This is a genomic window from Paratractidigestivibacter faecalis (assembly GCF_003416765.1).
In the GTDB taxonomy this organism is placed as follows: Bacteria; Actinomycetota; Coriobacteriia; order Coriobacteriales; family Atopobiaceae; genus Paratractidigestivibacter; species Paratractidigestivibacter faecalis.
In genome coordinates this window covers 1664996-1691534 of the sequence record NZ_QSNG01000001.1, presented here as the reverse complement: position 1 = coordinate 1691534, position 26539 = coordinate 1664996, and the positions used below count along the sequence as shown (strand labels likewise).

The 26539-nt window shown below is 64.5% G+C and carries 25 protein-coding genes; 18 read left to right on the top strand and 7 right to left on the bottom strand.

Features of this window, described 5'->3' with window-relative positions; all coding sequences use genetic code 11:
* Positions 1 to 2 precede the first annotated feature (2 nt).
* A complete protein-coding gene (locus tag DXV50_RS07505; RefSeq protein WP_117205611.1) occupies positions 3 to 1502 on the top strand; it encodes a hypothetical protein in 1500 nt (499 codons plus the stop codon).
* A 36-nt stretch (positions 1503 to 1538) separates the two neighbouring features.
* On the opposite strand, the gene DXV50_RS07500 is transcribed toward DXV50_RS07505, so the two are convergent.
* Genes DXV50_RS07500 through DXV50_RS09740 form a run of 5 tightly spaced genes read right to left on the bottom strand, consistent with a single transcriptional unit; the run spans position 1539 to position 4943 of the window.
* Positions 1539 to 2486 carry a hypothetical protein gene (locus DXV50_RS07500; RefSeq protein WP_117205610.1) on the bottom strand — a complete coding sequence of 316 codons (948 nt, stop codon included), beginning with the start codon at positions 2484 to 2486 and terminating at the stop codon, positions 1539 to 1541.
* A gap of 11 nt (positions 2487 to 2497) precedes the next feature.
* Positions 2498 to 3259, bottom strand: coding sequence for a type IV secretory system conjugative DNA transfer family protein (locus DXV50_RS09990; RefSeq protein WP_117205609.1), 762 nt, complete (start codon positions 3257 to 3259; stop codon positions 2498 to 2500).
* Complete coding sequence (locus tag DXV50_RS07490; RefSeq protein WP_117205608.1) at positions 3148 to 4380, bottom strand: type IV secretory system conjugative DNA transfer family protein; 1233 nt, start codon at positions 4378 to 4380, stop codon at positions 3148 to 3150. The genes DXV50_RS09990 and DXV50_RS07490 overlap by 112 nt, the downstream gene beginning before the upstream one ends.
* Positions 4370 to 4714, bottom strand: a complete 345-nt coding sequence (locus DXV50_RS07485) for a plasmid mobilization protein (RefSeq protein ID WP_117205607.1) — start codon at positions 4712 to 4714, stop codon at positions 4370 to 4372. The genes DXV50_RS07490 and DXV50_RS07485 overlap by 11 nt, the downstream gene beginning before the upstream one ends.
* Positions 4707 to 4943: a hypothetical protein gene (locus DXV50_RS09740; RefSeq protein ID WP_198666443.1), complete on the bottom strand. Its 237-nt coding sequence runs from the start codon at positions 4941 to 4943 to the stop codon at positions 4707 to 4709. Before DXV50_RS09740 ends, DXV50_RS07485 begins: the two co-directional genes overlap by 8 nt.
* On the opposite strand from DXV50_RS09740, the gene DXV50_RS10090 reads away from it, so the two are divergent.
* The 4 genes from DXV50_RS10090 (at position 4830) to DXV50_RS07470 (ending at position 8084) form a co-directional block, all read left to right on the top strand.
* Positions 4830 to 5207, top strand: coding sequence for a DNA/RNA helicase domain-containing protein (locus DXV50_RS10090; RefSeq protein WP_408634265.1), 378 nt, complete (start codon positions 4830 to 4832; stop codon positions 5205 to 5207). The genes DXV50_RS09740 and DXV50_RS10090 overlap by 114 nt on opposite strands.
* A 154-nt stretch (positions 5208 to 5361) precedes the next feature.
* Positions 5362 to 7008: an RNA-binding domain-containing protein gene (locus DXV50_RS07475; protein ID WP_117205605.1), complete on the top strand. Its 1647-nt coding sequence runs from the start codon at positions 5362 to 5364 to the stop codon at positions 7006 to 7008.
* Positions 7009 to 7221: 213 nt separating this feature from the next.
* A complete protein-coding gene (locus tag DXV50_RS09730; protein WP_198666441.1) occupies positions 7222 to 7521 on the top strand; it encodes an ATP-binding protein in 300 nt (99 codons plus the stop codon).
* Positions 7518 to 8084, top strand: coding sequence for a DUF234 domain-containing protein (locus DXV50_RS07470; RefSeq protein WP_198666440.1), 567 nt, complete (start codon positions 7518 to 7520; stop codon positions 8082 to 8084). The genes DXV50_RS09730 and DXV50_RS07470 overlap by 4 nt, the downstream gene beginning before the upstream one ends.
* A gap of 9 nt (positions 8085 to 8093) precedes the next feature.
* Here DXV50_RS07470 and DXV50_RS09985 read toward each other — a convergent pair whose 3' ends face one another.
* A complete protein-coding gene (locus DXV50_RS09985) occupies positions 8094 to 8228 on the bottom strand; it encodes a hypothetical protein (protein ID WP_269801620.1) in 135 nt (44 codons plus the stop codon).
* A 306-nt stretch (positions 8229 to 8534) separates the two neighbouring features.
* On the opposite strand from DXV50_RS09985, the gene DXV50_RS07465 reads away from it, so the two are divergent.
* From DXV50_RS07465 to DXV50_RS07450, 4 genes are all read left to right on the top strand, one after another.
* Positions 8535 to 11546, top strand: a complete 3012-nt coding sequence (locus DXV50_RS07465; protein WP_117205604.1) for an AfsR/SARP family transcriptional regulator — start codon at positions 8535 to 8537, stop codon at positions 11544 to 11546.
* A gap of 128 nt (positions 11547 to 11674) precedes the next feature.
* The gene (gene secA / locus DXV50_RS07460; protein ID WP_117205603.1) at positions 11675 to 14440 is read left to right on the top strand and encodes a preprotein translocase subunit SecA; all 2766 of its coding nucleotides are present in this window, start codon (positions 11675 to 11677) and stop codon (positions 14438 to 14440) included.
* Complete coding sequence (gene prfB, locus DXV50_RS07455) at positions 14441 to 15556, top strand: peptide chain release factor 2 (RefSeq protein ID WP_117205602.1); 1116 nt, start codon at positions 14441 to 14443, stop codon at positions 15554 to 15556.
* Positions 15553 to 16425, top strand: a complete 873-nt coding sequence (locus tag DXV50_RS07450; RefSeq protein ID WP_117205601.1) for a YitT family protein — start codon at positions 15553 to 15555, stop codon at positions 16423 to 16425. The genes prfB and DXV50_RS07450 overlap by 4 nt, the downstream gene beginning before the upstream one ends.
* Before the next feature lie 94 nt (positions 16426 to 16519).
* Here DXV50_RS07450 and DXV50_RS07445 read toward each other — a convergent pair whose 3' ends face one another.
* Positions 16520 to 17326, bottom strand: coding sequence for a DeoR/GlpR family DNA-binding transcription regulator (locus tag DXV50_RS07445; protein WP_117205600.1), 807 nt, complete (start codon positions 17324 to 17326; stop codon positions 16520 to 16522).
* A gap of 404 nt (positions 17327 to 17730) precedes the next feature.
* Here DXV50_RS07445 and DXV50_RS07440 point away from each other — a divergent pair, with 404 nt between their 5' ends.
* From DXV50_RS07440 to DXV50_RS07400, 9 genes are all read left to right on the top strand, one after another.
* Entirely contained in the window at positions 17731 to 18192 is a 462-nt protein-coding gene (locus DXV50_RS07440; protein ID WP_232817488.1) for a PTS sugar transporter subunit IIA, read from the top strand.
* A 5-nt stretch (positions 18193 to 18197) separates the two neighbouring features.
* On the top strand, positions 18198 to 18494 hold the full coding sequence (locus DXV50_RS07435) for a PTS sugar transporter subunit IIB (RefSeq protein ID WP_117205598.1): 297 nt from the start codon (positions 18198 to 18200) through the stop codon (positions 18492 to 18494).
* A 147-nt stretch (positions 18495 to 18641) separates the two neighbouring features.
* Positions 18642 to 19943, top strand: a complete 1302-nt coding sequence (locus DXV50_RS07430; RefSeq protein ID WP_117205597.1) for a PTS ascorbate transporter subunit IIC — start codon at positions 18642 to 18644, stop codon at positions 19941 to 19943.
* Positions 19944 to 20092: 149 nt separating this feature from the next.
* Positions 20093 to 20857: an HpcH/HpaI aldolase family protein gene (locus DXV50_RS07425; protein ID WP_117205596.1), complete on the top strand. Its 765-nt coding sequence runs from the start codon at positions 20093 to 20095 to the stop codon at positions 20855 to 20857.
* A gap of 24 nt (positions 20858 to 20881) precedes the next feature.
* The gene (locus DXV50_RS07420; protein WP_117205595.1) at positions 20882 to 21553 is read left to right on the top strand and encodes a hypothetical protein; all 672 of its coding nucleotides are present in this window, start codon (positions 20882 to 20884) and stop codon (positions 21551 to 21553) included.
* Positions 21554 to 21624: 71 nt separating this feature from the next.
* A complete protein-coding gene (locus DXV50_RS07415) occupies positions 21625 to 22233 on the top strand; it encodes an SIS domain-containing protein (RefSeq protein WP_117205594.1) in 609 nt (202 codons plus the stop codon).
* 59 nt (positions 22234 to 22292) lie between these two features.
* On the top strand, positions 22293 to 23189 hold the full coding sequence (locus DXV50_RS07410) for a dihydrodipicolinate synthase family protein (RefSeq protein ID WP_117205593.1): 897 nt from the start codon (positions 22293 to 22295) through the stop codon (positions 23187 to 23189).
* A gap of 39 nt (positions 23190 to 23228) precedes the next feature.
* On the top strand, positions 23229 to 23873 hold the full coding sequence (locus DXV50_RS07405; RefSeq protein WP_117205592.1) for a beta/alpha barrel domain-containing protein: 645 nt from the start codon (positions 23229 to 23231) through the stop codon (positions 23871 to 23873).
* 353 nt (positions 23874 to 24226) lie between these two features.
* Positions 24227 to 26161, top strand: a complete 1935-nt coding sequence (locus DXV50_RS07400) for a helix-turn-helix domain-containing protein (protein ID WP_117205591.1) — start codon at positions 24227 to 24229, stop codon at positions 26159 to 26161.
* The last annotated feature ends 378 nt before the right edge of the window (positions 26162 to 26539 follow it).

The following is a 26539-nucleotide window of genomic DNA, read 5'->3' as shown; positions in this document are numbered from 1 at the left end:
CCGTGGACGAGTTTGAGGAGGGGTACGAGCGTTTCTGCGACGGCCTGCCGGCTTCCATTGCGGCAGAGCGCTCCGCCGAATGGGTTGACTCCATCGACCGCGAGGTCCATCGACTCGAGGCGGGCCTGGAGCAGTTTTCGGGGACGGGCACGCCAATTGACTCGCTCGCGGGCGACGTGGCGGAGTATCTGCACGCGGGAACCTACAACATCAACAGGGCCGTCGCACGCGACGAGGGCCCCATCGCCGTCGTCCCGAGGTCGCACGGGTTTGGGTCCGCGGATGTCGAGCTGGTTGATGGGACGGGGTCCGTCGTCGGGAAATACCAGGCGAAGTACTACGCAACGGCCGAGAAGAGCGCCAAGGCCCAGGCGCTGACCTTTGGTGAGGCCTCGAAGCGGGGGCGATCGTCCGCGGCCAAGGCGATTGCGAGCGGCGAGGCCCTTGAGGGGGACCAGGTCTACGGCGGAAGCAGGAGACTGGTGCCCGAGGACCAGCTCGACAAGGGGCTGGAATGGCTTGAGAGGCGCGCGGCGAAGGAAGCATCCGCCCGTCCCGGACAGGCCGCCAGGTACCGCGACACCGCCTCCGAGCTCCGCGACCGCGTCGACGGGGGACGCGGGTACACCTCGGACGGGCTCACAAAGGATGGTTCGAGGGATGCCGCAGAGGCGGTGCGAGACGGTCGGTTCAAGCCGTCGGAACAAGGGCTGTCTGCCGGACAGAAGATAGACCCCGGAACGTTGCTTCGTGACTCTGCAATGACGGGTGCGTACGCGGCCGCCCTGGCGGCGGCGCTCGAGCTTGCCCCGACGGTCATCGAATCAATCCACTCCATGGCGACGGGCGGCACGCTCGACGCCGACCTGCTCAGATCCGAGGGAGCCGCGGCTCTCCGTGCCGGGGGACGGGGCTTCGTGTCGGGAACGGCCGCCGCTGCCGTCACGACGGCAGCCAGGTCCGGCATGGTGCCAGCCTTGGCCGGCTTGGGCGCCCCGGCCCTGGCAACCCTCGTCGCAATCACCTCGCGGGCAATAGAGGGAGGTGTCGACGTGGCCGTCGGGAGGACGGGCGCCGATGCGTTTGCCGCCTCGCTCTCAAGGGACGCCGCCGTGCTTGCTCTGGAGGCGGCGGCCGGCGCCGCGGGCCAGGCCCTGGTCCCCGTGCCCTACCTTGGGTACCTCCTGGGGAGTCTGGTTGGGTCGGTGCTGGGGGCCGCCGCCCTGTCGGCGGCCGATTGGGCAACGTTCTCCCTTGGAATTACCTCGGGCGTCGTCCTCTTCGGCCGCGTAGAGCGCGACTATTCCATTCCGGAGCCGGTCTTGGCAGCCATGGGGCTGGATTGCTTCGACTTCGAGAGGTATGCAGCGGAGGGCTTCGAGCCGGCCCCCTTCGAGCCGGCGTCGTTCTCGTTCGACGTCTTCTCGCCGGAGCGCTTCGAACTTGGCTTCGTCAGAAGGGGCGTGCTCGAGGTTCGTGGGGTCAGGGGCCTCGTCGACTGACCTGCCTCGGTTTCCGGTGGTGGCTCCGTTGTCCCATCACTGGCCGTCTCCTCGCTCTTGCTCGTACTGTCTCTCCGCGGCGCGCTCGAGCGCCCGGAAGGCCTCGATGCCCTCGCGTATCCCGCGCGCGGTGAACCTCACCACGACGCCAGTCCGGCGGTCCCGGGCGAAGCCGAGGCGGGCGCCGGACACCCTGCGCGTCCCGCCGAGGGACCTCGAGCGGAACTCGTACTGCAGGCCGCCGCGGGCCCCGCGGCGCATGCGGACGCCGTCGCGCGCGAGCCTGCGCTCCAGCTCCCCCATGCGGTCCGGGCACGAGCGCATTCGGCCGACCTCCTCGACCCCGCGGACGACCGCCGCGCGGACGCGCGCGTTCTCGGAGTCGCCGGCCCGGCCGCGCCGGGCCATCTCCCTCTCGGCGCGGGAGGGCTGCCTGGCGTGGGCGCGGCTGTTGGCCTGGCCGCGCTCGAGCTGCCTGAGGCCGTACCTCTCGTCCAGGGCCCGGACGGTCGCGGCCCTCGCGGCGGCCGCCCTCCTGGCCGGCCCCTCGTCGAGCCTGAGCCCGGTGGCCAGGTCGCTCCTGTTGACGCCCAGGTGACAGGCGAAGCGGCGGCTCCCGTCGCCGCGGCACTCCTCCAGGTGCAGGACGGCGACCACCTCCTGGTCGGGGTAGCGCAGGGCGACGTAGTCACGGGCGCAGTCCATGCACCTCCCCGGCGTCATGGGCCCGCCGTTGCAGGAGCACTCGTCGGGGTTGAAGGCCAGGACCTGGTGCTGCATGTAGGTGCAGCGCGCCCCCGCCCTGCCGGGCCCGTTGTGCCCGAGGGCCTCGCGGGTCTGGTCCATCTCCCGCCACCAGTCACGCTCGTCGATGACGTTCCAGGTCTCGTGGGCGAGCGCCTTGTCGCGCCCCCAGTCGAGGTAGCCCCGCATCCTCTCCAGGTGCTGGCGCGAGCAGACGCTCACCTGCTTGACGGCGGTCACCCCCCCGCCCCCTAGTCCGGGCAGAGGACGTCCCAGGCCCCCGCCCCGCCGGCGTCGCCGCCGTCCTCCGGCCACTCCGGCAGCCAGGTCGGCGCCGTCTCCCTCCCGGCCCGCGCGGCCCCGGCCTCCAGACGCTCCCGGTAGGCCCTCCTCCGGGCCGCCTCGTGCTCGCGGCTCCCCAGGTCGAAGTGCGCGCGGGTGGGCGTGGAGGCGCAGTCGGCCAGGGGCGCCCTGATCGCCCCGGCGTGCGAGCGCGGCGCGCCGTTCTCGGCCTGCCTCACCACCACGGCCCCGTCGCGGTCCGGCGCCATGGAGGTCCACTCCCACGCGTGCACGACGTCGTCGGCGCGCTCCGAGTAGCTGGTCGAGGCCGAGGTGCCCGAGACCGCCCTGCCCGACGAGGTGCCGCGGGTGTGCCGGGTGGTCTTGCCGACGAGCTCCGTGAAGTACCTCCGGTCCTCCTCCTCGCCGAGCTTGAGCGCCACCTTGACGCCGCAGTTGGCGAGCACCTTGGGGCGACCGTCGCGCTCGCCGTAGCGGTTGAGCTGGGCCAGGTTCTGCACGGCCCCGACCCAGTAGAAGCCGTAGGAGCGCCCCAGGGACAGCACCGCCGGCAGGCACGGGACGCGCGGGAGGTTGCCCCACTCGTCGCCCACCACCGTCACCGGCCTGGCGAGCCTGCCGCCCTCCGCCTCGGCCGAGAGCCTCGCCGCCTCCCAGAGCTGGCCCAGGAGGACCGTGGCCAGGGCGTTGTAGGGCGACCCCTCGTCCATGGTGCGCACGAACAGGGCCGTCTTGCGTTGGGGTCGACCTTGCTGCCGGAGGTGAGCCAGGCCATGGGGGCAGAGCCGTAGGCGCGGATGGCCGCCTTGAGGGTGGAGACGATGCTCCCGAGCTCGTTGCCCCCTGATGAGAGGAACTGGGAGGCGCGGGGGCGCGCCGGGTGGGAGCCCGGCAGCGACCTCAGGAGCGACCTCAGCGGCGCGCAGGGGTCGTCGCCCTCCCCCTCGGTGCCGCGGCAGGCCACTGCGGCGACCGTCCCCATGGTCCTGGCCCCGTCGGGGCACACCAGCAGGATGACGGCCGACAGCAGCGAGCGGGCCGAGGCCACCCAGTGGCTGGCCGCGCCGTCGCGGTCGTCCGGGACGAGCGACTCGGCCACGCCGTCGGCCGCCTGCTCGGCCTCGTCGGGCATGCCGGCCGAGTAGAGGTCGAGCACCTGCCTCAGGGGGTTGAACCTCTGGCCGCGCGCCGGCCTGGCGGCGTCGAGCAGCAGCACCTCGTAGCCCCGGCGCGCGAGCTCGTCGCCGGTGAGCTCCAGCAGCTCGCCCTTGACGTCGGTGACCACTATGGTGTGGGGCTCGGAGCCCCTCGAGGCCCCGCCGTAGGTGAGCAGGTCTATGGTGGGGATCAGCATGTAGCGGGTCTTGCCGGAGCCGGTGGAGCCGTCCACCAGGCAGAAGCGGCCGGGCTCGTAGAGGTGGCGCCTGCGCTCCCTGCCGCCGGAGTAGCCGTAGACGAGGTCGCGCCCCGCGGGGTCGTGCCGGCCGTCCCACGTGCAGGAGCCGCGGACGGCGTCCCTGCCGGAGCGCACGCGGGCGTCGCCCAGGACGCCGCCGTTCCCCTCGCGCCGCGGCGCGGCCGCCGAGAGGGCGATGGCCGCGGCGACTGTCGAGCACGCGGCGAGGGCGAGGAGGCAGCCGACCGGATGCGACGCGCCGTCGCCGGAGAGCCACCAGGCGGGCGCCGCGGCCGGGTCGATGGCGGCGACGGCCGCGACGAGGTCGGGCGTGCCGCCGCCGGCGAGCTCCTCGAGCGGCCCCGCGAGGGCCGGGCACGAGGCGAGGGCGAGGGCCGCCGCGGTGACGCCGGCGGCGATGGCGCTAGGGTTCATGGTCGTTCTCCTTCGAGAGAAGGGCCGCCAGGGACGCGGCCGCCTCGGAGACGGGGCCGAGGGCGTCGCGAAGCATGCCCAGGGCCGGTTCGTCGGTGCCGTAGGCGTTGAGGGCCCTGGCGGCCTGGTTGAGGTTGTTTCCGATTCTTTTGAGGTCGACGCGGATGCGCCGCAGCCCGTCGGCGTCGGCGACCCTGGCGGGCGACGTGTCGCGCAGGAGGGCGGCCTCGCGCACGAATGCCGAGGGGGCCATTCCGCACGAGGCCGAGCGCGCCACGATGCTGGTACGCTCGGCAGGAGAGACCCGGACGGTGATGTAGGCCGACCTAGGCATTCGTGGCCTCGGCGACGGATGCGGAGAGCCAGCCGCCGTTCTCGTTGGGGGCGACGACGGCCACGCACCGGAGCGCGTCCAGGCCGACGCCGAGGAGCCTGGCCACTGCGTCGAGGTGCTCACTCGAATAACGGCCGGTCCCGTCGCAGGCAGAGGCGTAGGCGAGGAGCCTCAGGGCATTGATGTCGTTCGCCCTGGCGTCGAGGTGGGCTCCACGTTCACCATCCAAGGGTTTGACCTCAATTACGCGGGACTGATCATTGGACCTTCCGTCAGGTACGTTGACGGGAAGGTCGTGTTTGATGCCGGGTCGAGCAAAAACTCAAAGGCAACCAACAAGAGGGACGGCACGAAGGACTTCTCGCGTCAGAACCTCTCGAACGAGCTCAACGTCCTGCTAAAGCGAGGGGTGCACGGCCTGTACCTCTTTGCCGTTGACCCTGACCTGCAGGAAGCGCTTAAGCGGGCGGCCTCGGGGTGCAAGCCGCTTTAACTAACTCGGCCGACGCCGCTTGACTTGGGCCTGCGCCCCTTCCGACTCTTGCGGACTGTTGCTGACTATCCCGGAATAATCCCGTAATTACGTGATCTATCCCGTAATTACGGGATAGAATTCCGCTATTGCGGGATTAGCTAAAGGGGTGCGGATGATTCCAACAAAGGAGACCCTGTCCGTTGAGTTCAAGAGCGATCGTAAAACTCTTGGCGAAAGTATCATCGTTGACGAAGTCGTTGCCCTCTCCAATTCCGAGGGAGGAGACCTTTACATCGGCGTTGAAGATGACGGCGAGATCACTGGCGCGCAGCCAGCTCACCGTGATCCTATTCAGGTCGCGGCAATGGTCGCGAATAAGACCGTTCCTCCCGTGTCCGTAAGGGCGGAAACTCTGGCTGAGAAGTTCCCCGTGATGCATATTGAGGTCCCAAGATCGCGAAGCATCGTGGCGACGAGCAATGGGCGGATTCTGCGCAGAAGGATAAAGTCGGACGGTACGCCGGAGAGCGTTCCGATGTATCCCTACGAGATTGCAACGAGGTTGTCCGACCTGGGGCGCCTTGACTATTCGGCCCAGCCCGTTGTTGATGCGACGTGTGATGATTTTGACCCGCTTGAGCTTGCTAGGCTCAGACGCCTTGTGCAGACGAGCCGCGGTGGCGACCGAGCTCTTCTTGAGCTAACGGACGACGAGCTCGAGCGGGCACTGAAGCTTACGACGAGGGTGGGGGAGAAAGACGCGCCCACGCTTGCCGGACTCCTTATGATCGGGAAGGCCGAGTCTCTCGAGAGACTCGTCCCCACTCACGAGGCTGTGTTTCAGGTGCTTGAGGGCACTGATATTCGCGCGAACGAGTCGTATAGGCAGCCGCTGCTCTATACGATTGAAGACATCATTGCGCGCGTTGAGCCTTGGAACCCGGTTACAGAGGTCCAGATAGGGCTTCTTAGTCAGCCAACGCCGCTTTACGATCGCAGGGCGCTCCGCGAGGCCGTTGTTAATGCATTCGGCCATAGGGACTATTCCGTATTGGGACGCGTTAGGGTGCAGATGGATGATGCTGGCCTTTTGGTAAACAATCCCGGAGGATTTATCGAAGGAATTAGCGTGCGCAATCTGCTGAGCGCGGAGCCGCAGGGCCGCAACCCTTGTCTGATGGATGCCCTTAAGAGGGTCGGTCTGGCAGAAAGAACGGGACGTGGCATCGATCGTATCTATGAGGGTTCCCTGCTATACGGCAGGCCCCTGCCCGATTACAGTGCCTCGAATCAAACGATGGTATCGCTGTTTATCGAGCGCAGCGAACCCGACGCCGAGTTCGTGCGGCTCCTGGCTGAGGAAAGAAATCGTGGCGCTGAACTGCCGCTGCAGTCTCTTCTAGTCCTAGACGCGCTCAAGCGTTCTAGGCGTTGTGGGATTGCTGAGCTTTCCGAGATGGTGGATATTCAGCATCAAAGACTTAGGAGAACTGTTGAACTCCTTTGTGAAGCGGGGCTGGTTGAGGCGAGTGGTGTCGGGCAAAACAGGTCGTACATGCTGAGCAAGAAGGTTTACGGGCACGGCGGCAAGGCAAAGGAGTATGTGCGACAGACTGATATAGACCGGGTTCGTTATCCTGAATTGATAATGAAGCTGGCAAGACAACAGGGAAGAGTCACTGCGTCTGACGTCAGAGAGCTTCTACATCTCCCCGACGGCGATGCTGCATATTACGAGCTCAAGAAGCTGAAAGAGCACGGGGAGCTAACGCTTGTGAAGAAGGGTCCGCGGTCCTTCTATGTCCCTGTCAAAAAGTAGCGGAAGAATCTAATCGATCCGCGCTGAGGCCGTCGGCTGAGCCGACGGCCTTTTTCTCTCGCCAGTTGGCCGCCATGCGTCAAGTTATCGCCGAGCTGGGCCTTTAACTAACTCGGCCACAACCGAGTCGGTTCTGTCCGAGTTAACGTCCGGGCGCCATCCATGCATGCTGGAATCAACTCGGACAAAACCGAGTCGGGAGGAACTGAGTTAATGGCATTTATTGGAAGAGAGGTTGAGCTTGCCCGCATCAGCAAGGTGCTGAGCTGCCGTGAGCAGCAGAATAACCTGGTCTATGGTCGCCGACGCGTCGGCAAGGGCGAGCTCACCAAGCATGCGCTCGAGCTGCATGGCGCCGAGACTGCCATCTACTTTGAATGCCGACAGACCTCCGAGCGAGACAACGTTGCGAGCCTGATGGCCCTCGCCTCCGAGGCGCTTGGGTACCCTCCGCTGGCTATCGGGGGCGTGACATACTTGACCAGTCGCACGTCTCAAGCGGCCCGGCAATGACTGATGTGCTTTCAAAGCTGATTGAAATGGGCCTGGTTCAGCGACGCGCTCCCATTAACGACGCGCAGAACAAGCGCAAGGCGGGCTGCTTCATCGTGGACTCCCTGAGCTTGTTCTACTACCGATACGTCTTTCGCTACTCCTCCCAGAGGCAGCTGCTTGACCCAGACGTTTTCTTTGACCGCTATGTTGGGCGGGACTTTGAAGAGAACTACGTCTCGCATGTGTTCGAGGAGATTTGCCGTCAGTATCTGGTGCGGAAGAACCGTGCGGGAGAGATCGAGCCGCCCTTTGACGCCATCGGCAAGTACTGGTACGACCTGCCGGCCGAGCACAAGAGCGGCGAGTTTGACGTTGTGGCGCAAGACCCCGACGGCTTTGTGTTCTATGAGGCAAAGTTCCGCAAGACGCCCGTGACCCGGAAGATGATTGATGAAGAAACCGCCCAGGTCCAAGCACGTGGCCTCGACTGCCGCCGCTATGGGTTCTTCTCCCCGTCTGGCTTTGCCGCGCAGCCGTCAGGGCATGTCGCTCTCGTGGGGCTGGAAGAGATGTACTGGTAGGGACTGTCCCTACCAGGAATCGCTGCCCGCGCCCAGGGTGACTATGTTGTCGTAGAGAACCACGTGCTTCTCGTCCACGTGCATGTCCCGCAGCTTCTGAATGTCAAGACCCCCGTGGAGGTCGCCGGTGACAAATACCGCCATGTCGCCCCTCTCTGGTCGGCTGCCCCCTGACCGTCTGCGGGTTTGATACCACTTAAAATGTCGCACCATTCAAACAATCATATTTCAAGGTAAATAGCTGCCCTGAAGGACGCATATGAACTATTGAACACTTCTGAACGATTGTTTCTTTTCCTAATTCAGTAAGCTTTCAGGATACGTACCGCGCGCAGGTACTTGCTTATGGTGCCTCGGGCAGACCCCCTCCCACGGGGCGTTTTGCATGCGTGCTAGCTTTCTCTCCACGTGAAGGGCCAGGCGCGTGCCTGGGTTGAGAAGGGGCCGATCATGGCTGACAGGACCAGTGGGAAGACGGGCGGCTGCGGCGCGGAGGGGGCATTGCGCTTTGAGTTCACCCTGGCGCGGCGCGTTGTCTCCAACACCGCCGCGTCTCCCGGACATCAGATAATCGGGCTTTGCGCCGAGCCTGGCCTCGGTGGCTCAAAGTTCATCGAGGAGCTCAAGGCCGGGTTCGCGCGCGAGAAGCTCCCCGTGAGGTTCCGGAACTTTGGCGCGCAGGAGCCGGAGCGGGCAACGCGCACCCTCGTGCGCTTCTCAAACGGGACCGTGGCCGAGGCCTCGGCGCCAAGGGCGGTCGTCTTTCTCGAGGGTCTGCCTCCCTCCGACGAGGCCCACGTCCAGCGGCAGGTCCGCGCCATAAGAAAGGTGGCGGAGGGCTGCGCGGCCGTCGTCGTGGCCGTTCTTCCCGAGGCCGAGCAGCTCCTTGAGGAGCTTGAGGAGGCCGTCACGCTCACCACGGCGGACCTTGCCATGGACCTGCGGACAACCCTGGAGGCCAGGCCTGGCGGAAGGGCCCTCGCGCATGTGACGCGCGGGGCCCAGCCCCTCGTGGAGTGCCTTGCCGCATGTGGCTGGAAGGAGGGGCTCGGCCCCCTTCCGCCCGCCTACTACAAGCGCTGCGGCGTGGCGGTGGGCAAGATGCTGAGGGACACGCTCTCTCCGGACGAGCAAATGATCAGGGCCTTTATGGTCTTGGTGGGGAAGGGAAGCCTGGCGGGCGCCGCATCCGCCCTGGGCCTCTATGCCGAGGACTACGCGTATGACCTCATGCGCCTGGCCCCGCTGCTTGGCGTCTCGGCCGACCTTTCAACCTATGATGCCCTTGGCTCTGATGACCCGCAGGTCCTCTCCGCATGCCTGGGCGCGGTGCGCGACGTCGGCCGTGCCGGAGAGGTGGCGGCCTTAAAGGCCATGCGTCTTCTCGCCCAGCGCGGGGACTTCCTGAGGGCATCTCTGGTTGCCGAGGCCGCCGAGTCCGCCGTGGTCCACGACCTCGTGCTCAGGTACTCGTCTGGGTTTCTCAACGCGGGCAAGTGGCAGCTGGTGAGAGACGCCCTGGCAGACGTGGATGCGGTGGCCGGCCTGGACCCAGACCACGTGCGGCTGGTCAGGCACGCGCTGCTGGCCCTCACCAGGCCCTCGTCTCGTCCCTCCCAACACCCAGGTCCGCCGTCCGGCAAGGCCCAGCGCCTTGACGACGCCACCTTGTGCCTCTTCCTGGAGGCAAGGGGCGCCCAAGCCCGCATCGCGCACTTCGACGGGGCCGCGGGGGACGTCGGTCCCGTGGGGCGCGGCCTGGTCCTGCACCTCAGGGCCCTCTCACTTGTGGGCAAGGGCCGGTTCTCGGACGCAATCGCCCTCATGGGCTCCTCTCCCGACGCGGACGTGGGAGGCGTGGCGTCCCTGCTCCTTGCGCAGGACCGTGCCTTCTGCCTTCTGGCCTTGGGCGAGGTCGAGTCTGCCGCCTCGGCCATGGAGGGCGCGGAGGCCCTGGCGTCCTCTTTGGGCTGCAGAGGCATGTCCAGCTCCCTAGGCGCCCTCCGCTGCGCCGTGAGGCTAGTCGCCGGCGCCTCGATGCGGGGAGAGGAGGTCGCATCAGCGGCCCTGGCATGCGAGAAGTGCGAGAACGCGCTTGGCCGGATGCTGGCGCTTGGCGTCGGGGTCCTTCGGGACCTCAAGGTTGGAAACGACGCGCAGGCCTCTCTGCGCGGCCGTCTGCTGGCAAGGATCGCCTCGCAGGCAGGACGGGGATACGCCCGTGACCTCTCGCGCGTCGTCTGCGCGCTGGCCGCGGCAAGGGCGGGGTCCCGCTTTGACTTTGGGCCCGACCCGTGGTCCTGCGAGGACGTGGGCGTCCTGGCCGAGGTGGTGACGGCGGCGCTCTCCGGGGAGGGCGTCCCAATAGTCTCCCCCTCTCCGCCTTCCAGCGTGATGTGGCTCATCGTGCCCCTGGTGCGAGACCTCGGGGACGTGTCCTCCCTGCTCAGGGAGCAGGTGCCCAGCGAGTGGCGGGCCCGGGCCGCCGAGCTCGAGGAGCGCTGGGAGGCCGCCGAGCTTCCGTGCTTTGCCCCCGCGGCGACGCCCGGGGCCTCGGCCAGCCTCTCGCTGGTGGACGACCCCGGGCGTCACCGCGTGGAGGTGTGCCTGCTGGGCACCTTCTCGATGAGGGTGGGAGGCAGGCTCGTGGCCGACGGCCGCCTTGACCGCAGGGACGCCCGTACCGTCCTTGAGTTCCTCCTGCTCAAGGACAAGATGAGCGCCCAGCGCTACGAGGTCATTGCCCAGGTCTGGCCCGAGGACAACATGGAGAAGGGGGCGTCCAGGCTCTACCAGGCAACAACGGCCATACGGGGAGCCGTGAAGGAGGTCGACCCCACGCTCGACGTCTTCTCGGTCAGCAAGGCCCAGAAGTCCCTGGCGCTTGACCCGTCGCTGGTGAGCTGCGACGTCGACGAGTTCGAGGCCCAGGCCAAGCTGGCCCTTGAGCGCCGCGACCCGGCAACAACCATTCGCGCGGCAAGAAGGGCCGAGGAACTCTACGGCGGAGACCTCTGCCGCCCGACCGTGGACGCCTCGGGCCTCATCTCCGCAAGGAGGGTCGAGCTGCGCTCGCTCTACGTGGACGCCCTGGTCGCGGGTGCCGACGCCGCCCTGCAGACGGGGCGAGACGGGCTTGCGGTCTCCTTCGGGCGCGAGGCGGTCTGCGCGGACGATATGCGCGAGGACGCCTTCATGGCCTACATGAGGGCGCTGAAGGCGTCCGGCCGCGGGGCCGAGGCAAGCGCCGAGTACGAGAAGTACGCGCGGCGCGTGGTCCGCGTCCGCAAGCTGCCGCCGTCGCGCGAGCTCCGAGACCTCGCCAGCAGGAGCATGGGCTTCTCGGCTAAGGAGCGCTACGAGCGCCGCAAACTGCTCGTGGAGGATGCCCGGGAGGTCGAGGTACTGCCGCTGGTGCCACTGGATGCCGAGGATGAAGAGCGCTTCCTCATGGAGGGCTGACACGTGTTGCGGGTGCGCTTTTGGTGACAGCTTTCATGGCGAGAGACAGGTGACTGAAGGGCGGGTAAAGTTAAGAGCTGATTGTAACCGGTGGCCGGCTGGCCGCCTCGAATTCCAGAGGGAATCAAATGGCGAACTTTCTCTCCAAGATCCTCTCCTTCGGGTCCGACAAGGAGCTCAAGGAGTACAGGCGCATCACCGACGAGGTAAACGCACTCGAGCCGCGCTTCCACGCCATGAGTGACGAGGAGCTCTCCGGTCAGACCGCCGTCTTCCGCGAGCGCTACCAGAACGGCGAGACCCTGGATGACCTTCTCCCCGAGGCCTTTGCCGCCGTGAGGGAGGCGTCCCTGCGCACCGTTGGCATGCGTCACTTTGACGTGCAGATCATCGGCGCCATTGCCCTGCACCGCGGCACCATCGCGGAGATGAAGACCGGCGAGGGCAAGACGCTCGTCTCCACGCTGGCCGGCTACCTTAACGCCATCCCCGGCGAGGGCGTCCACATCGTCACCGTCAACGACTATCTGGCCAAGCGAGACAGCGAGTGGATGGGCCGCATCTACCGCTTCATGGGCATGAAGGTGGGCCTGCTGCAGAACGGCATGAAGCTCAGCCTGAAGAAGCCCGCCTACGAGGCCGACGTCACCTACGGCACCAACTCCGAGTTTGGCTTTGACTACCTGCGCGACAACATGGTCACCAGGTCCGACATGCGCGTCCAGCGCGGCCACCACTACGCCATCGTGGACGAGGCCGACTCCATTCTCATCGACGAGGCCCGCACGCCGCTCATCATCTCCGGCGCCGGCACCAAGTCCGCCAGCACCTACAAGGACTTTGCCCGCGCCGTCCGCGGCCTCACGCCCGACGTGGACTTTGAGATGGACGAGGCCAAGCACACCATCGCCGCCACCGACGACGGCCTGAAGAAGATCGAGCGCGCCTTGGGCATCGATGACATCTACGCCGACGCCTCCGGCCAGCTGGTCAACCACCTGCAGCAGGCGCTCAAGGCCCAGTACATGTTCCACAGGGACCAGCAGTACGTGGTCACCGACGGCGAGGTCAAGATCGTCGACGAGTTCACCGGCCGCATCATGGAGGGCAGGCGCTACTCCGAGGGCCTGCACCAGGCCATCGAGGCCAAGGAAGGCGTCATCGTCCGCGAGGAGAACCAGACGCTGGCCACCATTACCCTGCAGAACTACTTCCTCATGTACGATAAGCTCTCCGGCATGACGGGTACCGCCATGACCGAGGACTCCGAGTTCCGCGAGGTCTACCACATCCCCGTCCAGGTCATTCCGCCCAACAAGCCCGTCATCCGCGTTGACCACGATGACCTGGTCTACCGCTCCATCGAGGCCAAGTTCAACGCCGTGGCCGAGGACGTCGCCGTCCGCCACGCCAACGGCCAGCCCTGCCTGGTGGGCACCGTCTCCATCGAGAACTCCGAGCGCCTCTCCCGCATCTTGGACAAGCGCGGCATCAAGCACAACGTGCTCAACGCCAAGTTCCACGAGCGCGAGGCGCAGATCGTGGCCCAGGCCGGCCGCGAGGGCGCCGTCACCATCGCAACCAACATGGCCGGCCGTGGCACGGACATCCTGCTGGGCGGCAACCCCGACCTCATTGCCGAGGATATCCTGCGCCAGCGCGACATCGACCCTGCCGAGGCAACCCCCGAGCAGCGCGCCGACGCCCTGGCCGAGGCCAAGAAGACCTGCTCGGCCGAGCGCGAGCACGTCGTTGCCGCCGGCGGCCTGTGCGTCATCGGCACCGAGCGCCACGAGAGCCGACGCATCGACAACCAGCTCCGCGGCCGCTCCGGCCGTCAGGGAGACCCCGGCGAGACCCAGTTCTACCTCTCGCTCGAGGACGACCTCATGCGCCTGTTTGGCGGAGACCGCATGGACAAGATCTCCGACATGATGGTCAAGACCGGCATGCCGGACGACCAGCCCATCCAGGCCAAGATGGTCACCAAGGCCGTGGAGAGCGCCCAGCGCAAGGTCGAGGAAGTCAACTTCGCCATGCGCAAGAACGTCCTTGACTACGACAACGTCATGAACACGCAGCGCCAGGTCATCTACGAGGAGCGCAACAAGATCCTGGACGGCAAGGACCTCATGGCCCACATCGACGAGGTCACCTACGACACCGTCCAGCGCAAGGTCGAGGAGTTCTGCCCCGAGAGCGCCTCCTCGGAGGAGTGGGACGTCCGCGGCCTCATGAGGTGGCTCTCCGAGCTCACCGGCTCCAAGGAGCTGCCCGAGGTCTCCGACGACGTCGACCAGGGCGAGGTCATGGAGACGGTGGACAAGTTCGTGGACGCCTGCTTTGCCGCAAAGGCGGAGCGCATTGGCGAGAAGCCCATGCACATGCTCTCCTCCCAGGTCATGCTTCGCGTCATCGACACGCGCTGGATGTCCTACCTGCAGGAGATGGACTACCTCAAGACGGGCATCGGCCTGCGTGGCTTTGGCCAGAGGGACCCGCTGGTGGAGTACAAGAGCGAGGCCTATGCGGCCTTCTCTGAGCTGGTCAACACCATGTACGAGGACTTCCTGCGCACCATCCTGCGCATCGAGGTCGTCGATCGCCCCGCGCCGGCCGCCGCTCCGTCTGACGCCGAGCCCGCCGAGCTGCGTGGGGCCCAGTACTCCGGCCCCTCCGAGGTCGACGGAGACCAGGGCTCCCGTCGCATGCCCGCCGCCCCCAAGGCCCCCGGCATGCCTCCCGCGCCCCAGGGCAAGAAACCTGGCGCGGAGAAGCCCAGGACCTACCGCAAGTCCGACGACCCGGACCCCTACGCCAACGTGGGCCGCAACGAGCCTTGCCCCTGCGGCAGCGGCAAGAAGTTCAAGAACTGTCACGGCAGGAACCGATAGATGGCTGACGTGACCAAGGAGACCCTCGACGCCCTGGCCGCAAGGCTCACCGAGGTCGAGGGGTACCTGCACATAGACGAGCGCCGCGGAGACGTTGCCAACCTCGAGGCTGCCAGCGCGGCCCCGGGGTTCTGGGACGACGCGGCGCACGCTCGCGACGTCATGGCCCGCCTTGCCTCCGCAAAGGACGATGTGGCCGGCATCGAGGCCGCCCACGCCAAGCTGGACGACGCCCTTGCCGCCTACGAGCTGGGCTGCGAGACCGAGGACGAGGACCTTCTTGCCGAGTCTGCCGAGCTGGTGGCCTCCCTGGAGAAGGACCTCTCTGAGCTCGAGCTCTCAAGCTGGTTCACCGACGAGCTCGACCACGGCGACGCCATCGTAACGGTGACGCCGGGCCAGGGCGGCCTTGAGGCGCAGGACTGGTGCGAGATGCTCTTTCGCATGTACCAGCGCTACTGCGACCGCCGCGGCTGGTTCGTCACCGTCAACGACGCCGAGCCCGGCGAGGTCATTGGCCTCGACCGCGCCATGTTCACGGTGAGCGGCAAGAACGCCTACGGCATGCTTCGCGCCGAGCAGGGCGTGCACCGCCTGGTGCGCATCTCTCCCACGGACGCCAAGAAGCGCCGCCAGACCACGTTTGCCGGCGTGGAGGTCCTGCCCGTCCTGCCGGACGACGTCGAGGTCGAGATTGACCCCAACGACCTGCGCATAGACGTCTTCCACGCCCACGGCCACGGCGGTCAGGGCGTCAACACCACCGACTCCGCCGTCCGCATCACCCACCTGCCCACGGGCATCGTGGTCACCTGCCAGAACGAGCGCAGCCAGATCCAGAACAAGGCCTTTGCCATGGGCGTCCTCAAGAGCCGCCTGTACGAGATGGAGCTCGCCCGTCGCGCGGAGGAGATCGACGAGCTGCGCGGCCCCAAGACCGACATCGGCTTTGGCAACCAGATCCGCAGCTACGTGCTCTATCCGTACCAGATGGTCAAGGACCTGCGCACGGGCGTGGAGACGGGCAACGTGGACTCCGTCCTCTCCGATGGAGACCTGGACAAGTTCATCGTCGGCTACCACCGCTGGTCAACGGGTGGCGGGGGGCAGCAGTGAGTCCCGCGCGCTGGCGCGTCTACGTGAGGGACGCGCTTCTCATCATCCTGGGCTCGGCGGTCTTTGCCGTGGGCGTTGACTGCTTCGAGGTGCCCAACGGCCTGGCTGCGGGCGGCGTGACCGGTCTGGCCACGGTGTTCTACGCCCTGGCCGGCGCCGCTGGCTTCTACCTGCCCGTCGGCATGCAGACCATCGTGATGAACGTCTTCTTGCTGCTGCTGGTCATACGGTCGGGCAACCGCGGCTACATCGTCCGCACCATCGCCGGCATCATTGCGTGTGGCCTGTTCACGGACGCTCTGGTGCCGGTGCTCCCGGTCCTAGGCAACGGTGACCTGCTGCTCTGCTCCCTCTGGGGCGGCGTCATCACGGGCATCGGCCTGGGCCTGGTCTTCAGGACCGGCGGCAACACCGGCGGCACGGATATTGTGGCGCAGCTCATTGCAAAGCGCCTGGTCATGCCGCTCGGCACGGCCGTCATGCTCGTGGACGGCGCCATCATCGCGCTCTCCGCGCCGGTCTTCTCCATTGAGAACGCGCTGTATGCGGCCATTGCCATGTACATCTGCGGCAAGGTGATTGACGCCGTGGTGGACGGCCCCCGTGCCGAGCGAGCCGCCTACATCATCTCCGAGCGCCATGCGGAGATCGCCAACGCCATCATGTACGACCTCAACCGCGGTTGCACCGAGCTGCAGGCCCGCGGCGTCTGGAGTGGCAACGACCGCCCCGTGCTCTTCTGCGTGCTGGGGCGCTCCCAGACCCCGCGCCTGAAGCAGATCGTCTCCGAGGCGGACCCTGAGGCCATCGTCATCATCTCCGAGGTCCACGAGGCCTTTGGCGAGGGCTTCGGCAGCATCGAGGGCTAGCCGCAGCCGCCCTTTGCACGCGATTGCGGTCCGCGACGGTGCCGGCAGCGTCCAAGATCGCATGCAAACCGCGGGCCAAGCGGCGAGAAGTCCGCTAGCGCATGGCGGTGATGGGATCGTAGTCAATGGGGGAGAGAACCGGCTCCACACGCACGATTTCCTTGACGCCGTAGGCCTTGAGGAGCTGCACCTGGTCGTCTGAGATGCCCGTGTCGGTGATGAGCAGGTCGATCTCGTCGATGGAGCCAAACTGGAAGCTCGAGGTCAGGCCGATCTTTGACGAGTCGGCCACAATGACGTGCTGCTTTGAGTGCTCCAGCATGACGCTGTTGATGGCGGGCTCCGGCGAGGTGGCGCTCGTGAGGCCAAAGTTTGCCGAGAGGCCCGTGCATCCCAGGAAGCTTTTTGCCGCGGTCACGCGCTTGATGGTCTCCATGGCAATCTCTCCGGTCATAGAGGCGCGCGGCGGTCTGATCTCTCCGCCGGTCAGAAGCACGGACACGTTCTGGCGCTCCTCCAGCATGAGCGCCTTGCCGTTGTTGGTGATGACGGTGACGTCCTGAGCGGTGATGAACTCCAGCAGGCCCAGTGCCGTGGAGCTGGTGTTGATGAAGATGCAGTCGCCGTCCTCCACGTGGCGGGCGGCCTCCCGCGCGATGGCCTTGTTGGCGCGGATCTGGCGGGAGCCCGACGGGCGGCCGAAGGGGTTCAGCAGCGTGGCCGTGCCGTACTGCCTCGTGAGCACCTGCTGGCTCTCCAGATAGTCAAGGTCGCGGCGGATGGTGAGGGCGGAGACGTCAAAGTGCTTCGCCAGCTCGGCAACGCTTACTTGCCCGCGCCTCTCAAGAATCGCCGTGATCTCGTCTCTCCTGCTTGCCACAAGAGCCTTGCTGCGCTTCATCTAACCGGTCCTCCGAGGTCGATCTATATGATTGTTGCGTAATGTAGAACGCTCAAACAATCATATATATTAGATAAATCAAACATACGCGACAAGTGTCAAAGCCTTACCTGTCTTTTATTAACGAACGTTCTTATAAAATGAGCATAAAACTCATTAACAACGCATCTACCTGCTGTTATCTAGAGAATAACCGTTCGAATATCACAGGTGTGGAATCGATTTCTCTCGTCATAAAAATATTAGCGAAGCAATTTTGCGAGGAGAAAAAGAGCGCAAAATATGAAAAAATCGTTGACAAGAAGGCCCAAAAGCACGAAATTAATGAACGTTAACAAGGCCTGTCCCCAGGCCCGCCCGCAAAGGCGCGGAGGGGCAGGACGAGAACGACTAGGAAAGTCGAGGTGAGTGCATTGTTGAGCGATCTTCTGGACGAGAGCCTCGTCGCGCTCAACGTGGAGGCCTCTGACTGGGAGGACGCCATCAGGAAGTCCGCCCAGCTGCTGGTCGACGCCGGCAAGGTCACGCCGGCCTACGTTGACGACATCGTCAAGGGTGTCAACGAGCTCGGTCCCTACATCGTCATCACCGAGCACGTCGCGCTGCCGCACGCCCGTCCGGAGTCCGGCGCCCTGGAGTCTGCCGTGGGCATCGTGACCCTGAAGGAGCCGGTCGAGTTTGGCTCTGCCGACAATGATCCGGTGAAGTTCCTGTTCCCGCTCTCCGCCAAGGATTCCGACAGCCACCTGAGCGCCCTGCAGTCCTTGGTCGAGCTCCTGAGCGACCCTGACTTCTTCGCTCAGCTCGAGAGCGCCGCTACGCCTAAGGATGTCGTGGACCTCGTCCACGCTAAGGAAGGGAAGTAAAGAAAATGGCCAAGACCTATCACGCTCTCGTTTGCTGCCGCGCCGGCATGGGCTCTTCCATGATGCTCAAGATCAAGATCGATCAGGTCATCAAGGAGAACAACCTCCCCGTCGAGACCGAGCACGGCAACCTCGACTCCCTCATCGGCTTCACCGGCGACCTGGTCATCACCATGTCCGACCTCACCGATGAGCTCAACGCCGACGAGCGCGTTCCTTCCGCCATCGGCATCACCAACATCGTCGACAAGGCCGAGATGAAGCAGAAGCTCGAGGCCTGGCTCGCCGAGCACGCCGAGTAAATAACTTCGGCACCAATCCCTTTTCTTCAATTTAGCAACTAGCTCACCACCCGCCAAATCGGGTGGGGGGTGGGTCTTGCGCTCATTATGAGATTCCTATCTGAGTAGGTCCTGCCAACATCAAGTCTCGCTGAAAGGAGAACAGCAATGGTCAACGCTATTCTCATGCAGCTCAGGGACACGGCCGTCATCATGGGCGTCATCGCCCTCGTCGGCCTCCTGCTGCAGAAGAAGTCCGCTGTTGACGTCTTCTCGGGCACCGTGAAGACCATCATCGGCTTCCTCATCTTCAACATCGGTTCTGACGCCATGAGCGCTCAGATCACCATCTTCTCTGACATGTTCAGCCGCGCCTTCCAGGTGTCCGGCGTCGTGACGCAGGTCGAGGTCGCTACCGCCCTCGCCCTGAACACCTACGGCACTGAGGTCGCCCTGGTCATGGTCCTCGGCTTCATCATGAACCTGGTGTTCGCCAAGATCACCCCGTTCAAGGCCGTCTTCCTGACCGGTCAGCACTTCCTGTACTTTGCCTGCGTCCTGGCCCTGGTCTTCATCGCCCTCGGCGCTCCGATGTTCGTCACCGTCATCCTCGGCGGCGTCGTCCTCGGCTTCTGCGGTGCTGCCCTGCCTTCTCTGTGCCAGCCCTTCGTTAACAAGCTGACCGGCACCGACAACATCGCTATCGGCCACTTCAACTGCATCGGCTACGCCTTCTCCGGTTACGTGGGCAAGCTCTTCGCCAAGAAGAACGAGTCCGAGACCGAGAAGGAGGAGAAGCAGCTCCCCGAGTTCTTCAAGCTCTTCAAGGACTTCGTCTTCTCCGTGGCCCTGTTCATGGTCGTGCTGTTCTACATCGTGACCCTCGCCTGCTTCTTCACCGGCCACTTTGGTGACCAGCTCGCCAACGGCAAGGCCTTCACCTCCTACTTCGGCAACGACATCTGGTGGATCTGGCCGTTCCTCGCTGGCCTCAAGTTCGCCGCCGGCATGTCCGTCCTGGTCTACGGCGTCCGTCAGTTCATCGCCGAGATCACCGCTGCCTTCGTCGGCATCTCCGAGAAGCTCATCCCGGATGCCAAGCCGGCCGTGGACTGCCCCGCCATCTTCCCGTTTGCTCCTAACGCCGTCATCATCGGCTTCATCGGCTCCTTCCTTGGTGGCCTTGTCGCCATGGCTCTGATGGTTGCCTTCCACAGCGAGACCATCATGATCCCCGCTGCCGGCATCTGCTTCTTCTCCGGCGGCACCTGCGGTGTCTGCGGTTACGCCTACGGTGGCTGGCGTGGCGCCCTGCTGGGCTCCTTCCTCGTCGGCATCGTTCTCTGCGCTGGTCCGCTGGTCCTGTACCCGGCCTTCGCCAACCTGGGAATCGCTGGCGCCTCCTTCCCGAACGTCGACTACAACATCGTCGGCTCCATCATCTACGGCATCGGCAGCATCTTCGCCTAAGCCTGGTCTCGGGAATGCACTACCTACTCAGCTCTGAGGTCTAATGCCGAGGGCGCCCGTGGTAGCCCCACGGGCGCCCTCGCTTGTATCGCATCAAACGTTTAGCAAGTACGGCAATCGCCGCCTACCATCCAAGAGGGGAGAAGAACATGGGTCTTGAGGACATCGCGCACAAGCAGCTCGGCGGTCTCTTCGTCCAGGTTCTTGACCAGGCGCCCGTGGTCCTCATGGCCCAGGCCGCCGGCTTTGACTTCCTCTTCTTCGATGGCGAGCATGGCGACATTGACCGGAGTCGCCTGAGCAGTGTCATGCTGCTGGGCAACTCGCTCGGGATCTCCTCCATCGTCCGTGCCCCGCAGCTCGCGAGGGCCGACGTCTCCAGGATGCTTGACCTAGGCGCCTCTGGCGTCATGGTCCCCATGGTCGAGACCGCTGCACAGGTAAGGCAGCTGGTCCAGTGGGCCAAGTACCCTCCCGTCGGTGCGCGCAGCTACTCCGGCGGCGCCCACACGGGCTATGGCCCCAGCGGCCACCACGCCCAGAACATGTCCCGCGCCAATGTCTCCACGCTTGCCATCGCCCAGATCGAGACCGTCGAGGGCGTCCGCAACGTCCGTGACATCCTCGCCGTCCCCGGTCTTGATGCTGCCATCGTCGGCCCCTGCGACCTGGCCATCTCCATGGGTCGCCCCGACGAGGTGGGCTGCCCCGAGGAGCTCGCGCTCATCGACGAGGTCCAGGCCGCCTGCGCCGCCGCTGGCAAGGGCTTTGGCATCATTGGCGGGAACGCTCTTCTCGCCAGGTATGCGGGGAACATTAACCTCATGGTCTCCGCGATAGACACGCACATCCTCAGAGACGCGCTTGCCGGCGCGGCCTTTGAGTACCAGAAGATCCGCGCGCAGGCCAAGTAGCAGCCCTGCGACAGAAGGTGAGACATGTCCAAGAACTCCAAGAAGAGGTCAGCCGCCGAGGCCGCCAAGGCCGGAACCGAGGCTGACGGGCAGAAGATGAGCGCGGCCGACACCGCCAAGGCCGTCTCCGAGAACGTCCTTGAGGACATGCTCGGCATCGGCGTGGAGAAGCCCTCCGACCCCGAGCTCCCCGACGAGGAGATGGAGCTTGAGGTTGAGGAGGACCGCAAGCGCCTGCTGCTGCAGGGCCTGGGCATGCTGGCCATCTCAATCGCGCTTCTCTTTGTGGCGCTGGGCGCCTGGGCCGCCGCCAACATCACCGGCAACGTGGTCCTTCTCCTCGTGCTCATCTTTGACCTCACGGCCGTCTGGTTTGTGTGCAAGGGCATGGGCAAGCGCTTCAGCCGCTACGCCTCCCGCGTGCACGTGGTTGACTTCGGCCGCCGCAGCGTCCTTCTGTACCTCAAGTCCGACCCCAAGAAGGCCCAGGTCGTGGCCTACAAGGACATCAAGAATTACAAGCTCATCCGCCAGGGCGGCTCGCTGCGCCTGCTGCTTGCCGGCAACTGGGTCACCCACCCCTCCGGCTACCAGCTCGTTGACATCAATCGTCCCTTCATGAAGGACTCCCTGGACGGCCTTGCCGCCCAGATCAAGGACGTCATGAGGGAGCACCGCGTGAACGAGCGCAGCTAGTCGCCCGCACGTCACCAATCGCTTATCGGTGGGCCCTCCGCGCGTGGGCCCAGAAATGAAGGAGGAATAGCATGGCAACAGATAAGGAGCAGGTTCAGGAGTTCCTGAGCATTGCCAAGGAGTCCGTGGACAAGTACGTCGCGGGCATTGACTTTGCGGCCCTCTCCGCCGCGAAGCAGCTCATCCTTGACGCCGAGGCCAAGGGCAACCGCCTGCACGTCACCGGCATCGGCAAGCCCGGCCACGTCTCTGGCTACGCCGCTTCCCTGTTCTCTTCCACCGGTACCCCCACCTACGAGCTTCACGGCACCGAGTGCGTCCACGGCTCTGCCGGCCAGACCCGCCCCGGCGACGTCGTGATTGCCATCTCCAACTCCGGCGAGACGGGCGAGCTCAAGAGCACCGTCACCTGCCTCAAGGGCGTGGGCGTGCACATCATCGCCCTCACCGGCAACCCCAACAGCTGGCTTGCCAAGGAGGCCGAGGTCGCGCTCATCGCCGGCGTCGACCAGGAGGGCGACTCCATGAACAAGCCGCCGCGCGCCTCCATCCTGGCCGAGATCATCGAGCTCCAGTGCCTCTCCATCCTGCTGCAGAACGAGTTCGGCCTTGACCCCAAGCAGTACGTCAAGTGGCACCCCGGCGGAGCCCTGGGCGCCTCCATCCGCGAGGGCAAGTAGCCATTCTCGCCAGCGCCTGAGCTGGCCAGCAACACTGAAAGACACCAAGAGGAGATTCAATGTCCAAGTTCCAGGGCGTCATCGTTCCCATCGTCACCCCGTTCAACCGTGACGATGCCCAGACCATCAACTACGAGGCCGGCGAGCAGCTCGTCGAGAAGATCATCGCTGCCGGCGCCGACGGCATCTTCACCTTTGGCTCCAATGGCGAGTTCTTCGTCTGCACCCCCGAGGAGAAGATCGCCTTCTCCAAGTTCGTCATCGAGAAGGTCAACGGCCGCGTTCCCGTCTACGTGGGCACCGGCGCCTGCTCCACCCGCGAGGCCATCGAGATGTCCAAGCAGGCCGAGGCCATTGGCGCCGACGCCCTCTCCGTCATCAGCCCGTACTTCATGGGCATCAGCGACGACCAGCTCAAGACCTACTTCACCATGGTCGCCGAGAGCGTGAACATCCCCGTCATGCTCTACAACATCCCCAAGTGCACTGGCAAGAACATCGCTCCCGAGGTCGTGGCCGAGCTCGCCAAGATCGACAACGTCAAGGGCGTGAAGGACAGCTCCGGCAACCTCGAGAACCTCCAGGGCTACATCGATGCCGCCAAGGGCAATGACGTCGACGTGCTCGTGGGCTCCGACGGCAAGATTTCCGCCGCCCACGCCATGGGTGCCGCAGGTGCCGTCGCGGGCACCGCCAACCTCATCACCGAGGTCGTCGTCAACCTGTGGCGCGCCCTCGAGGCCGGTGACGCCGCCGAGGCCGAGCGCCTTCAGGCCGAGATCGAGCCGATCCGCGACGTCCTGCACCTGGGCTCCACCCCGCAGACCCTCAAGCGCTCCCTGGAGCTCGCCGGCTACGAGGTGGGCCCGGCCCGCTTCCCCGTCACCGAGGTCGCCGAGGGCATCGACGAGAAGTGCATCGCCATGCTCGACCACTACGGCATCGCCCACAAGTAATTCGGTGCTTTCAAACTGGTTTAAGTGAGGAGAAGAACCATGATTCTTCAGAAGGCTTCCGTCACCAAGGCGCTTTACGAGACCGGCGCGTTCGCCGTCGTCCGCGTCCCCACCGTCGAGCGCGGCTGCGAGATCGCCGAGGGCCTGATCCGCGGCGGCGTCCACGCCATGGAGATCAGCTACACCCTGCCCAACGCGGGCGAGGTCATCGCGGGCATCAAGGAGAAGTTCGGCGACGAGATGATCGTCGGCGCCGGCACCGTCATGGAGGCCACCACCGCCCGCCTGGCCATCATGTCCGGCGCGCAGTTCATCGTCGCCAACATGATGAGCGACGAGGTCGCGCAGATCTGCAACCTGTACCAGATCCCCTACGCCCCCGGCTGCACCACGATGACCGAGGCCAACCACGCCCTCTCCATCGGTTCCGCCTTCATCAAGTGCTTCCCCATCTCCAACACCTATGGCACGCAGCTCGTGGGCCTGTTCAAGACCCCGACGCCTTGGATGCCCCTCATGATCTCCGGCGGCATCAACCTGGACAACCTGGAGACCTGGGTCCGCTCCGGCGCCGAGTGCTACGGCATGGGCAGCCTGCTGACCAAGGGCTCCGCTGACGAGATTGCCGCCAACGCCGCCCAGGTCCGCCGCATCATCGACGAGACCCGCGCCAGCATGAAGTAGCGCTTCTCGCTGTCTGAGCCTCAAACGCCACGAATTCGGCGTCTTGGCACGCATTTGCTGCCAAGACGCCGTTTTTCGTAGCGCTTTGCCGTCGAGAAGCGCTTCTCGCCTGCCAAACCCCGCAATCCGTGGCGCGCTGGCCGGCCGCGCCCCGCCCCGAGCCGAGAAATGCGGCCGCTGGCACAAAGGCCCCTGCCATCCCGCATTTCTCGGCTCAAAGGCCCCTCAAGGCCTCGCCGCCCTGCCAACCCCCGCAATCTGAGGCTCCTCGCCGAATAATGGACGGAAGAACGCCCCATTGTCCCTAGACTCAGATTGATTCCAACTTGCATATTGCGAGGAGACGTGGGCCAGTGGGCAAAGAGGAAGATAAAGGAAGTCGAAACCAGGGCAAGTCGACCTGGCACCTCTGGCTCATGTGCTCCGCGCTGCTTGCGGGCATTCCCCGCATCGTTAGATGGGGCGTCGAGCCCAGCGCCCCGGGGCTGCCAGCCATATATCTGATTTCCATCGCTTTGTTTACCGCGGCTCTAGGCGAGCTAGTTCTCCCGCTTTTGGGAGGAAAGACGAGATCGCTGATTGAGGGCAGGGCTAGATCGCTGCTTGTTGCGGTTGGCTTGCTGTCGACCGTTGCGCTGCTCGCGGTTGAAATCTTCGTCTCCTGCATCGGCTACGACTCGCCGGCTTACCGTAGCTATGGCGGTTGGCTGGTTCTTTCCGAATTTACATTTGGCCTTCTCGCACAGATTGGATGGATGCATGGCTGCCCAGGGGGTGACAGTAATGGCTCGGGGATTTCCGGAGCAATCGCCTTTTGCGTAGGAGCTGTATGCCCGCTCGCCACGATGGGCCTAGCCGGGACATCGTTCTTTGCGTTTGCGAGATTTCCGCTTTTGATATGCGTCGGGTCTGCCGCAACAATGGGGCTCCTGCTGACAATCCTTCGCCGCGCAGGCATGCTCTCATCGCGCTTTGCGGCCTTTTATACCGCTGGCCAGCTTCTGCTTTGGATGCTCTGGTGGGGGCAACCGGCCGCCAATCCCGTTGGGACCCAGCTGATGCTCGGCGTCCTGATCGTTTGCGTTCTCGCGGCGTTCGCATCTGCGGCTTTGTGCGTTCTGGCGAGAAAAGCGTCCGTCGGAGGGGCAACTGTTTCCGAGGTGTTTGAGGTCGATGCGTCCGCCGTTCTCGACCAGTTCGATGGCGCCGTCCGCCTGTCGCCGCGAGAGCGCGAGGTGGCAAGCCTGACGATTTCAGGCATGTCAGACAGCCAGATAGCCGTAGAACTCGGGATCAGCAAATCAAGCGTTGGAACCCTGCGAAGAAGGGCGTATCAGAAGCTATCCGTTGCGGATAAGAGCGAGCTGATTCAAAGGGCACGGCAGGATGTTCGGGAGGCCTCAGATACGGTGAAGAGGCCCATCTATTCGAGTTCTGCATTCCTTCGCGGGTCGTATGCACTTATGGCTGTGGTGCTGAATCTGTTGGTGCCCCTAGTGCTGAGGGGCATCTTTCCACAACTTGCTGACTGGGAAACCTATCTAACGCGAGGCGCTGGAGCCGTGGCTCTGCTGATGGGCTGCGTGTTTGCCGCCGCGTCTGATACGGAGCGGGGCGCCTGTCGGAGGAGCTCCCGCTCTCTCGTATTGGCGGGTGCCGTCTATTCAGTGCTCCAGGCGTATGGCGTTCATTCTGCAATACAGCATGTCGGCTCAGCCGTGCCTTGTGCCTATGCGGCAATCTGTTTGTTGCTGCTGCTGATTGCGCAGGGTGCTGAGGCAAGCGGTGGGAAATTTGGCCTTGGCGTGTTGCGGCAGGGCGTTCTGGGCTTTGCGGGTTTGAACGTTTGGCACGTGATTGCATGCGTCGCTTCGCTCAACCTGCTTGACTGCCTTGCGTATAGAAACGACCCACCGGGCGTCACTGCCGGAGTCCCCCTCCTTGTCGAGTTCCTTGCAATTGCGGTCGCGTTTCTCTGCTTGCGCGCGATTAAAAACGCAAAGGATACGTCCGCTGGCCCCATGCCCCTGGACATTGCCGCGCGCTCAACGCTCTATTTGCGCGGCCGAGGCTTGAGTGAGACTCAGGCTGAGGCCATTGCCCTTCTTGCGCTGGGAGTGAGCCCCAATGAGGTCTGCGGACGCCGCCACGTCTCGTCTGGCAGCCTCGGAACGTTTCGCTCTCGGGCCTACGAGAAGCTGGGTATAAACACCATGGACGACCTGCGATTTATTCTTCAGCAAGAGGTCGGTTTGCCTGAGGATGACAAGGTGTCACCTCACAAGTGACAGACACGTGACGCCCCTTTCGGTAGGTTTCTGGCTACAGAGACCCGAAGGGAGGCCGAATGAAACTTTATATTGTTCAAGCCAAAAACAAGCGTCTTTAGCCTGTGGTGCGATCAGCTGACTTTCTTCGTTTGGAAGGTGAACGCATGGAAAAACGGGTTAAGAAGTTTCTTGTGGGCTTTGCTCTGTCGCTGCTTATGATGGGTGGATTTGTGGCTCCGGCATTTGCCTCATACAGTGGGACGTATAACAGCAGCCTAAGCAATACCTCATATAGGCAAATCGCGAATGGTGACCATAGTAGTGCCTACAACAAGGCCACAGTGAGCGTTAACTCGGGATGTGTCTCCCCCGGCTATTTCTACGTATATTTGCCGT

What these genes read in the sequence shown, in the direction of transcription:
- DXV50_RS09990 (WP_117205609.1), bottom strand. Translation starts at nt 3,259, where the DNA reads ATGGACGAGGGGTCGCCCTACAACGCCCTGGCCACGGTCCTCCTGGGC.
- DXV50_RS07410 (WP_117205593.1), top strand. Translation starts at nt 22,293, where the DNA reads ATGTCCAAGTTCCAGGGCGTCATCGTTCCCATCGTCACCCCGTTCAAC.
- prfB (WP_117205602.1), top strand. Translation starts at nt 14,441, where the DNA reads ATGGCTGACGTGACCAAGGAGACCCTCGACGCCCTGGCCGCAAGGCTC.
- DXV50_RS07475 (WP_117205605.1), top strand. Translation starts at nt 5,362, where the DNA reads ATGATTCCAACAAAGGAGACCCTGTCCGTTGAGTTCAAGAGCGATCGT.
- DXV50_RS07405 (WP_117205592.1), top strand. Translation starts at nt 23,229, where the DNA reads ATGATTCTTCAGAAGGCTTCCGTCACCAAGGCGCTTTACGAGACCGGC.
- secA (WP_117205603.1), top strand. Translation starts at nt 11,675, where the DNA reads ATGGCGAACTTTCTCTCCAAGATCCTCTCCTTCGGGTCCGACAAGGAG.
- DXV50_RS07430 (WP_117205597.1), top strand. Translation starts at nt 18,642, where the DNA reads ATGGTCAACGCTATTCTCATGCAGCTCAGGGACACGGCCGTCATCATG.
- DXV50_RS07420 (WP_117205595.1), top strand. Translation starts at nt 20,882, where the DNA reads ATGTCCAAGAACTCCAAGAAGAGGTCAGCCGCCGAGGCCGCCAAGGCC.
- DXV50_RS07470 (WP_198666440.1), top strand. Translation starts at nt 7,518, where the DNA reads ATGACTGATGTGCTTTCAAAGCTGATTGAAATGGGCCTGGTTCAGCGA.
- DXV50_RS07415 (WP_117205594.1), top strand. Translation starts at nt 21,625, where the DNA reads ATGGCAACAGATAAGGAGCAGGTTCAGGAGTTCCTGAGCATTGCCAAG.
- DXV50_RS07445 (WP_117205600.1), bottom strand. Translation starts at nt 17,326, where the DNA reads ATGAAGCGCAGCAAGGCTCTTGTGGCAAGCAGGAGAGACGAGATCACG.
- DXV50_RS07490 (WP_117205608.1), bottom strand. Translation starts at nt 4,380, where the DNA reads ATGAACCCTAGCGCCATCGCCGCCGGCGTCACCGCGGCGGCCCTCGCC.
- DXV50_RS07485 (WP_117205607.1), bottom strand. Translation starts at nt 4,714, where the DNA reads ATGCCTAGGTCGGCCTACATCACCGTCCGGGTCTCTCCTGCCGAGCGT.
- DXV50_RS09730 (WP_198666441.1), top strand. Translation starts at nt 7,222, where the DNA reads ATGGCATTTATTGGAAGAGAGGTTGAGCTTGCCCGCATCAGCAAGGTG.
- DXV50_RS07465 (WP_117205604.1), top strand. Translation starts at nt 8,535, where the DNA reads ATGGCTGACAGGACCAGTGGGAAGACGGGCGGCTGCGGCGCGGAGGGG.
- DXV50_RS09985 (WP_269801620.1), bottom strand. Translation starts at nt 8,228, where the DNA reads ATGGCGGTATTTGTCACCGGCGACCTCCACGGGGGTCTTGACATTCAG.
- DXV50_RS07425 (WP_117205596.1), top strand. Translation starts at nt 20,093, where the DNA reads ATGGGTCTTGAGGACATCGCGCACAAGCAGCTCGGCGGTCTCTTCGTC.
- DXV50_RS07435 (WP_117205598.1), top strand. Translation starts at nt 18,198, where the DNA reads ATGGCCAAGACCTATCACGCTCTCGTTTGCTGCCGCGCCGGCATGGGC.